A 6,274-nucleotide genomic window follows, 5' to 3' on the forward strand; every position below is an offset into this window, starting at 1 on the left:
CGAAACTGTCAATTTGGTTGCCACTGTCGATTGCGCCGTGCAGTTCTCATCGTGGCGGTGGAACCGAATTCTTGCCTTTTTCACCGGCGTCGGAGTCTTCTTTGCCTTCCCGTGGTCCGGGCTCTCGCCCGCCCTCCCGGAGTGGACGATAGACGTGCTGCTGTCCGTCCCGTTCGGCTTGTGCGTCTACGGGTTCACCGAACAGCCGCGAAAAGTGGTTCTGCTGGTTCCGGTCGGAACAGCGCTCGGAATCGGGGTGCTCGCCCTGTACCGGGCGTCCGGCGTGCACCTGTTTTGACGACGGACGACGGCGTCCGCGTCGCGGGAGACGCCGCGGCGACTCGTCCCTATTCGTCGCGCGTGAGCGCCGGGTTCGTCACCGCGCCGTTCGCGGCGGAGCCGAAGTCGCGGGCGTACTTCGCCAGCACGCCGGAGGTGTACGCCGGCGGCTTGGGTTCCCAGTCTTCCTTCCGCGCTTCGAGTTCCTCGTCTGTGAGGTCCACGGAGAGTTCGCGGTTCGGGATGTCGACGGTCACTTCGTCGCCGTCTTCGAGGAGGCCGATGGGGCCGCCCTCGGTCGCCTCGGGGGCGACGTGGCCGACCATCGGACCGCGCGTCGCGCCGGAGAATCGGCCGTCGGTGAGGAGCGCCACGTCGTCCTCGTGACCCTGTCCGACGACGGCGGCGGTGACGCCGAGCATCTCACGCATACCGGGACCGCCGCGCGGTCCCTCGTTGCGGATGGCGATGACATCGCCCGCCTCGATGTGTCCCTCCTGCACGTAGCGCATCGCGTCCTCCTCGTTTTCGAAGACGCGGGCGGGACCGGTGTGGTGGAAGGCGTCGTCGCCGGTCACCTTCAGGACCGCGCCGTCGGGCGCGAGGTTGCCGGTGAGAATCTTGATGGCTCCCTCCTCCTGATACGGCTCGTCGACCGTGTAGAGGAAGTCCGCTTCGAGGCCGTCGTCGTCCGGCAGGTCGAGGTGGTCGAGTTCCTCGGCGATGGTGCGGCCGGTGACGGTCATCGCGTCGCCGTGGAACAGGTCGGCCTCGACGAGACGGCGGATGACGACCGGGATGCCACCGATTTCGTGGAGGTCGTTCATGACGCGCGTGCCGCCGGGCTGGAGGTTGGCGATTTTCGGCGTGCGCCGGGAGATTTCGTCGAACTCCTCGATGTCGAGGTCGACGCCGGCCTCGGCGGCGAGCGCGAGCAGGTGGAGCACGGCGTTGGTCGACCCGCCGGTGGCGACCTGCAGCGTGATGGCGTTCTCGAAGGACTTCTTCGTGAGAATGTCGGAGGGGCGGCGGTCGTTCTCCACGCAGTCGAGGACGACCTCGCCGGCGCGGCGGGCGTTCTCGTAGCGCTCGTCGGACTCGGCGGGCGCGGACGCGGACCCGAGCGGGGCCAGTCCGAGCGCCTCGGAGATGGAGGCCATCGTGTTGGCGGTGAACATCCCGCCGCAGGAGCCCGCGCCGGGGCAGGCGTGGCGTTCGAGGTCGTCGAGTTCGTCGGCGCTCATGTCGCCTTCGGCGTAGGTGCCGACGCCCTCAAAGACGTTCTGGACGGTCACCTCGCGGCCCTCGTGCTGGCCGGGCATGATGGAGCCGCCGTAGAGGAACACCGACGGGAGGTCGGTCCGGATGGCGGCCATCATCATGCCGGGGAGGTTCTTGTCGCAGCCGGCGACGGTGACGAGCGCGTCCATGCGCTCGCCGAAGGAGACGAGTTCGACGGAGTCGGCGATGACCTCGCGGGAGATGAGCGAGGCCTTCATCCCCTCGGTCCCCATGGAGATGGCGTCGGAGATGGTGACGGTCCCGAACTCGATTGGCATCCCGCCCGCGGCGTCGATGCCCTCGATTGCGGCGTCGGCCACGTCGTCGAGGTGGACGTTACACGGGGTGATGTCCGCGGCGGGGTTCGGCACGCCGACCATCGGCGACGAGAAGTCCTCGTCGTCGAAGCCCATGGCGCGGAACATCGCACGGTGCGGGGCCTTGTCGGGACCCTCTGTGACCTCCGAGCTCCGGAGGTTCGGGTCCTTGCCGCTGGAGAACACGTCGTCCGGGTCCTCCTCGCGTGGGGACTGCTGGCTCATACCTCTTCGGAGCGTGTGCGCGAACTTAAATGGCCGCGACTGGGCAGACGTTGCAGTCGGATTCGCCCGACGACCCACGATTCTGAGGGCCTTTTCCTACTCCGCGTCGCGCCGCGCCAGCCCGGTGAGATGCGGCGCTTCGGGGACGATTATCTCCGCGGTCCCGAGCCGGGCGGCGTTCTCGCTGCCCGGCAGACAGAACGTCGGCATCCCGTCGACGACGCCGGCGGTCGCGCGGGTGCCGACGACCTTGGTGCCGATTTCGTCGTACGAGAGCCGCCGGAACAGTTCGCCGAAGCCGGGGAGCGTCTTCCCGAACAGCTGTGCCGTCGCCTCGACGGTCCGGTCGTCGGGCGTGACGCCCGTTCCGCCGGTCGTGACCGTCACGTCGACGTCGCCGCGGTCGGCCATCCGCGAGACCGCGGTCTGTATCGCGTCGAAGTCGTCGTCGACGACCCGCCGGACCGACACTGAATGTCCGCCCTCGCGGAGCAGTTCCGCTATCGCGTCGCCGGCGGGGTCGTCGTCGACGTCGCGGGTGGACGAAATCGTCAGCACCGCCGCTTCGAGGGCGTCGATGTCGTGGTGATGGTGGTCGTGGTCGTGGTCTCCCTCGCCGTGATGGTGGTCGTGGTCGCTCACGGCCGCGGCTTCGTCGTCCGGCGATAAAGTTCCCGCGTCGCCCCGGCGGTCGTTGGCTCGCGGCGGCCGGACGGTTCACCGCAGAGCGGTGCGGCTCACCCGTCGTCTGTGACCTCGTCGAGCGAGTCGAGCGTCAGCCGTTCCGCGTTCTCGCGGAGCGTCTCGAACTGCTCGTTGGCCCACTCGACCGCGGCTTTGGTGTCGTTGCGGGCGACCCCGCCGACGCCGGTGTCAGTGTAGACGACGATGCCCGCCTCCGATTCTGTCACCCAGAGACCGAACCGGAACGGAACCGACCCGCGATAGAGCGTCACCGACTCGTGTCGGAGTTGGTCTTCGATGACCGTGCGGGAGGACGGCGCGGCGACGAGCCGGTCGAACAGCTCGTCGGCGATAATCATCTCGACGACCGTCCCACCGGCGGTCGCCGTCTCGTAGAACGGGCGGAGCTGACCGACGAGCGCGACCGGGGCGACACCGTAGACTCGCTCCGCGTGCTCGATGCTCGAAAACAGCTCCTGAATCGCGCTGTCCGGAATATTCGGCGTCGACGTATGGACCGTCGCGCCCGTGAGGAACGCGGGGTCCAAGGGCGCGTCGGCCGGCAGCATCGAGAGGAGGTCACGGGCCGCGTGAACGCCGCGGAGCGAGTCGAGACACTCGTCGTACGCGTCGAGCGCGCGCCGACCGACGCACGTCAGCCGGTACTGGCCGTCGCTGCGCTCGGCGAGCCCGGCGTCGAGCAGTTCGCGGACGACGCGGTCGACCGTCGAACGCGACGTATCGAGGTCGTCTGCGAGCCCGCGCTTGTCTCGCGGTCGCTCCGCGAGCGACCGGACGAACGACGACCGCCTCATGAGCAGGCGCGAGAGCTGTGCTGAAGTCTCGTCTCTGTTCACGTACGTGATTCTCCTTCGAGCAGTATCTGACGACCACCGGCCCCGTCCATTCGGCCCGCCGAGCGCTCGTCAGCGGATGACTGCCAAACCTGACTGTGTTGGGAACCCTGTGTCGTATATGTCTTCGCACCGATAGGTTTTGGAGCTGTGGGTTGTCGTTGTCTGTCGAAAAAGAGGAAAGACAATTGGCGTAAACCTACACTTTAGTTCCTGCACTTCATCGGTCGGGTCGAGATGAAAGCGGTCCAATTCACGGAACACGGCGACCGAGACGTCCTCGAATATGGCGACTTCCCGGACCCGGAGGTCGGCCCCGACGAGGTTCTCGTCGACGTGAAGGCGGCGTCGCTCAACCACCTCGACATCTGGACGCGACGGGGGCTGCCGGGCGTCGAGTTGGAGATGCCGCACATCCCCGGCAGCGACATGGCCGGCGTCGTCACCGAGGTCGGCGAGCGCGTGACCCGGTTCGAGGCGGGCGACCACGTCGCGCTCATCGCGGGCGTCGCCGGCGGCGGCGACGAGTTCTCCCGGAAGGGCGACCCGACGCTCGCGCCGGACTTCCACATCATCGGTGAGCACGTCCGCGGCGTCCACGCCGAGTTCGCGGCGATTCCCGAGGAGAACCTCGTGCCCGTCCCCGAGGACGTGCCGTGGGAGGTCGCCGGCTCCGCGTCGCTCGTCTTCCAGACCGCGTGGCGGATGCTGGTCGACCGCGGCGAACTGCGCCCCGGCGAGAAAGTGCTCGTTCTCGGCGCGTCCGGCGGCGTCGGCCACGCAGCCGTCCAAATCGCCGACTACGCGGGTGCGGAAGTGTACGCGACCGCCTCCACCGACGAGAAACTGGAGTACGCGAAAGAGTGCGGCGCTGACCACGTCATCAACTACGAGGAAGACGACTTCTCGAAGGAGATACGGAAGCTCACCGACGGTCGCGGCGTCGACATGGTCGTCGACCACATCGGCGAGGCCACCTACAAGCAGTCGCTCAAGAGCCTCGTCAAGGGCGGCCGCGTCGTCACCTGCGGGGCGACGACCGGACCGGACCCGGGCGCGGGCCTCAACTACATCTTCTGGAACCAGCTCTCGGTCATCGGTTCGACGATGGCGACGCCCGGCGAGGCCGACGAGGTGCTCGACCTCGTCTGGGACGGCACCTTCGAACCCCGCATCCGCGAGACGCTCCCGATGAGCGAAATCGACCGCGCGCACGAACTCATCGAGGAGCGACAGGGCTTTGGCAAGGTGGTCGTAATCCCCGATAGTGAGCTCTGACACCACGGCTCGGGACGACGCGACCGCCGAGTCCGACACCTACGTCCACCGGCCGGACGGCGTCGCCGTCGGCGGCGGTAGCTCGGAGCCGGAGGCGACCGGCTTCGGCAACCGCGGCTGGGTGCTCGTCGGCGTCGTCGCGCTCTGTTTCCTCGTCATCCCCGGCGCGGTGTACCTCGTGCCGTCGCTCCCGGCGATGGCCGGCCTGCCGTACCTCGCGGCCATGCTGGCCCTGCCGATGCTCCCGGCGCTCGCGCTCGGCCTCGTCGCCGTCTGGTCGATGACCGCGGCGACCCGCGGCGACGACTGAACCGCCCGTAACCGCGCCCGCTTCGACCCGCCGAAACCGCTCCCTCGAAGCGAGCGAGACGCAACGCCCGTTTTCACGCCCGATTCTCTCGCGCTCGATTCACGCTCCCGTCTGCCGGTGTCACCTGCCGTCTCTGATTCTCCCCGGTGGAATTGCGTGTCGATATAAATGGTTCCGACAAGGCTTATCCCGTTCCATGGTTGACATTCACACGCACAGATGTTCGAACGGTTCTCCAGCAGCTACTTCCTCGGCCGATTGTACGTCGAACCGTACGACGGGGCCGAGGCGGCGATTCACCGAACGGAACACGAGCGACTCAACGAGTGCGTCTACACGGACGGCCGCGGCGTCGAGCGAGTCGACTACCCGCTCGTGATGAAACTCGACACGGCCCACTTCCCGGTCGTCGGCGACGACGGCGTCCCCTCGGGGACACTCGCACTCCCCCGAGACGCCGTGGACTCCGACGCGCTTCCCGACGACAGGCCGGTGCTTCTCGCCGACGCCCCGCGAGCGGCCGAGTTGCTCCGATACGCCGGCTACGACCTCGACGACCTCGCGCCCGGCGGTCCCGGTGACGCCGGCGGCCCCGGCCCGGACCGTCCGGACGACAGGCTGGCGTAAGACGTTCCTCGGAGTCGCGGCGGGCGGAACGGTCCCGCTCGCCTCGCGTCCGAACGCTCAAGTGGTCGGCCCGCACGCGTCCGTGTATGCTGGACGAGTTGTTGGGTCGAGCCGAACTCAAAGAGCGCATCGCCGAGTTGGAAGACGAACGCGACGCGTTAGCCGGGCGTCTGGAGGGCGAGTCCGACCGCCGACAGGAGGCGGCACGCGCGCGACAGGAGGCCGAAAAGGAGGTCAACCGCCTCGAAGACCGCGTCACCGAACTCGAAGACCGCGTGGAGCGCCTCTCGGGCGAGGACGACTCCCTCGACTTCCGCGGGACCGAGGACCTCCGCGGCGACCGCCTCCGCGAGGTACTGTCCCGCCTCGATTCGGTTTCGACCGACGCGGAGGGCGCGCTCACCGCCGCCGTCGCCGAC

General features: G+C 68.1%; 7 protein-coding genes and 1 pseudogene. 5 read left to right on the forward strand and 3 right to left on the reverse strand.

Annotation, left to right across the window (positions count from 1 at the left end):
* Positions 1-37: 37 nt before the first annotated feature.
* A complete protein-coding gene (locus AM590_RS16345; protein ID WP_058828380.1) occupies positions 38-298 on the forward strand; it encodes a hypothetical protein in 261 nt (86 codons plus the stop codon).
* 49 nt (positions 299-347) lie between these two features.
* On the opposite strand, the gene ilvD is transcribed toward AM590_RS16345, so the two are convergent.
* The 3 genes from ilvD to AM590_RS16360 form a co-directional block, all read right to left on the reverse strand.
* Positions 348-2,102: a dihydroxy-acid dehydratase gene (ilvD, locus tag AM590_RS16350; RefSeq protein ID WP_058828381.1), complete on the reverse strand. Its 1,755-nt coding sequence runs from the start codon at positions 2,100-2,102 to the stop codon at positions 348-350.
* A 96-nt stretch (positions 2,103-2,198) separates the two neighbouring features.
* Positions 2,199-2,744 carry a molybdenum cofactor biosynthesis protein B gene (locus AM590_RS16355; protein WP_058828382.1) on the reverse strand — a complete coding sequence of 182 codons (546 nt, stop codon included), beginning with the start codon at positions 2,742-2,744 and terminating at the stop codon, positions 2,199-2,201.
* A 95-nt stretch (positions 2,745-2,839) separates the two neighbouring features.
* On the reverse strand, positions 2,840-3,643 hold the full coding sequence (locus AM590_RS16360) for a winged helix-turn-helix domain-containing protein (protein ID WP_082677751.1): 804 nt from the start codon (positions 3,641-3,643) through the stop codon (positions 2,840-2,842).
* Between the two features lie 234 nt (positions 3,644-3,877).
* On the opposite strand from AM590_RS16360, the gene AM590_RS16365 reads away from it, so the two are divergent.
* The 4 genes and pseudogenes from AM590_RS16365 to AM590_RS16380 all read left to right on the forward strand — a co-directional run.
* Positions 3,878-4,918, forward strand: a complete 1,041-nt coding sequence (locus AM590_RS16365; protein WP_058569097.1) for a zinc-binding dehydrogenase — start codon at positions 3,878-3,880, stop codon at positions 4,916-4,918.
* Complete coding sequence (locus tag AM590_RS16370; RefSeq protein WP_058828384.1) at positions 4,908-5,228, forward strand: hypothetical protein; 321 nt, start codon at positions 4,908-4,910, stop codon at positions 5,226-5,228. Before AM590_RS16365 ends, AM590_RS16370 begins: the two co-directional genes overlap by 11 nt.
* Before the next feature lie 219 nt (positions 5,229-5,447).
* On the forward strand, positions 5,448-5,855 hold the full coding sequence (locus AM590_RS16375) for a DUF5802 family protein (protein ID WP_058828385.1): 408 nt from the start codon (positions 5,448-5,450) through the stop codon (positions 5,853-5,855).
* An 86-nt stretch (positions 5,856-5,941) separates the two neighbouring features.
* Positions 5,942-6,274: pseudogene (locus tag AM590_RS16380) on the forward strand (hypothetical protein); the annotation flags it as partial.

The organism is Haloferax sp. Q22 (assembly GCF_001482285.1).
Lineage (GTDB): Archaea > Halobacteriota > Halobacteria > Halobacteriales > Haloferacaceae > Haloferax.

Excerpts from the sequence above, each read along its gene's own strand:
- AM590_RS16375 (WP_058828385.1), top strand. The coding sequence starts at position 5,448 with ATGTTCGAACGGTTCTCCAGCAGCTACTTCCTCGGCCGATTGTACGTC.
- ilvD (WP_058828381.1), bottom strand. The coding sequence starts at position 2,102 with ATGAGCCAGCAGTCCCCACGCGAGGAGGACCCGGACGACGTGTTCTCC.
- AM590_RS16365 (WP_058569097.1), top strand. The coding sequence starts at position 3,878 with ATGAAAGCGGTCCAATTCACGGAACACGGCGACCGAGACGTCCTCGAA.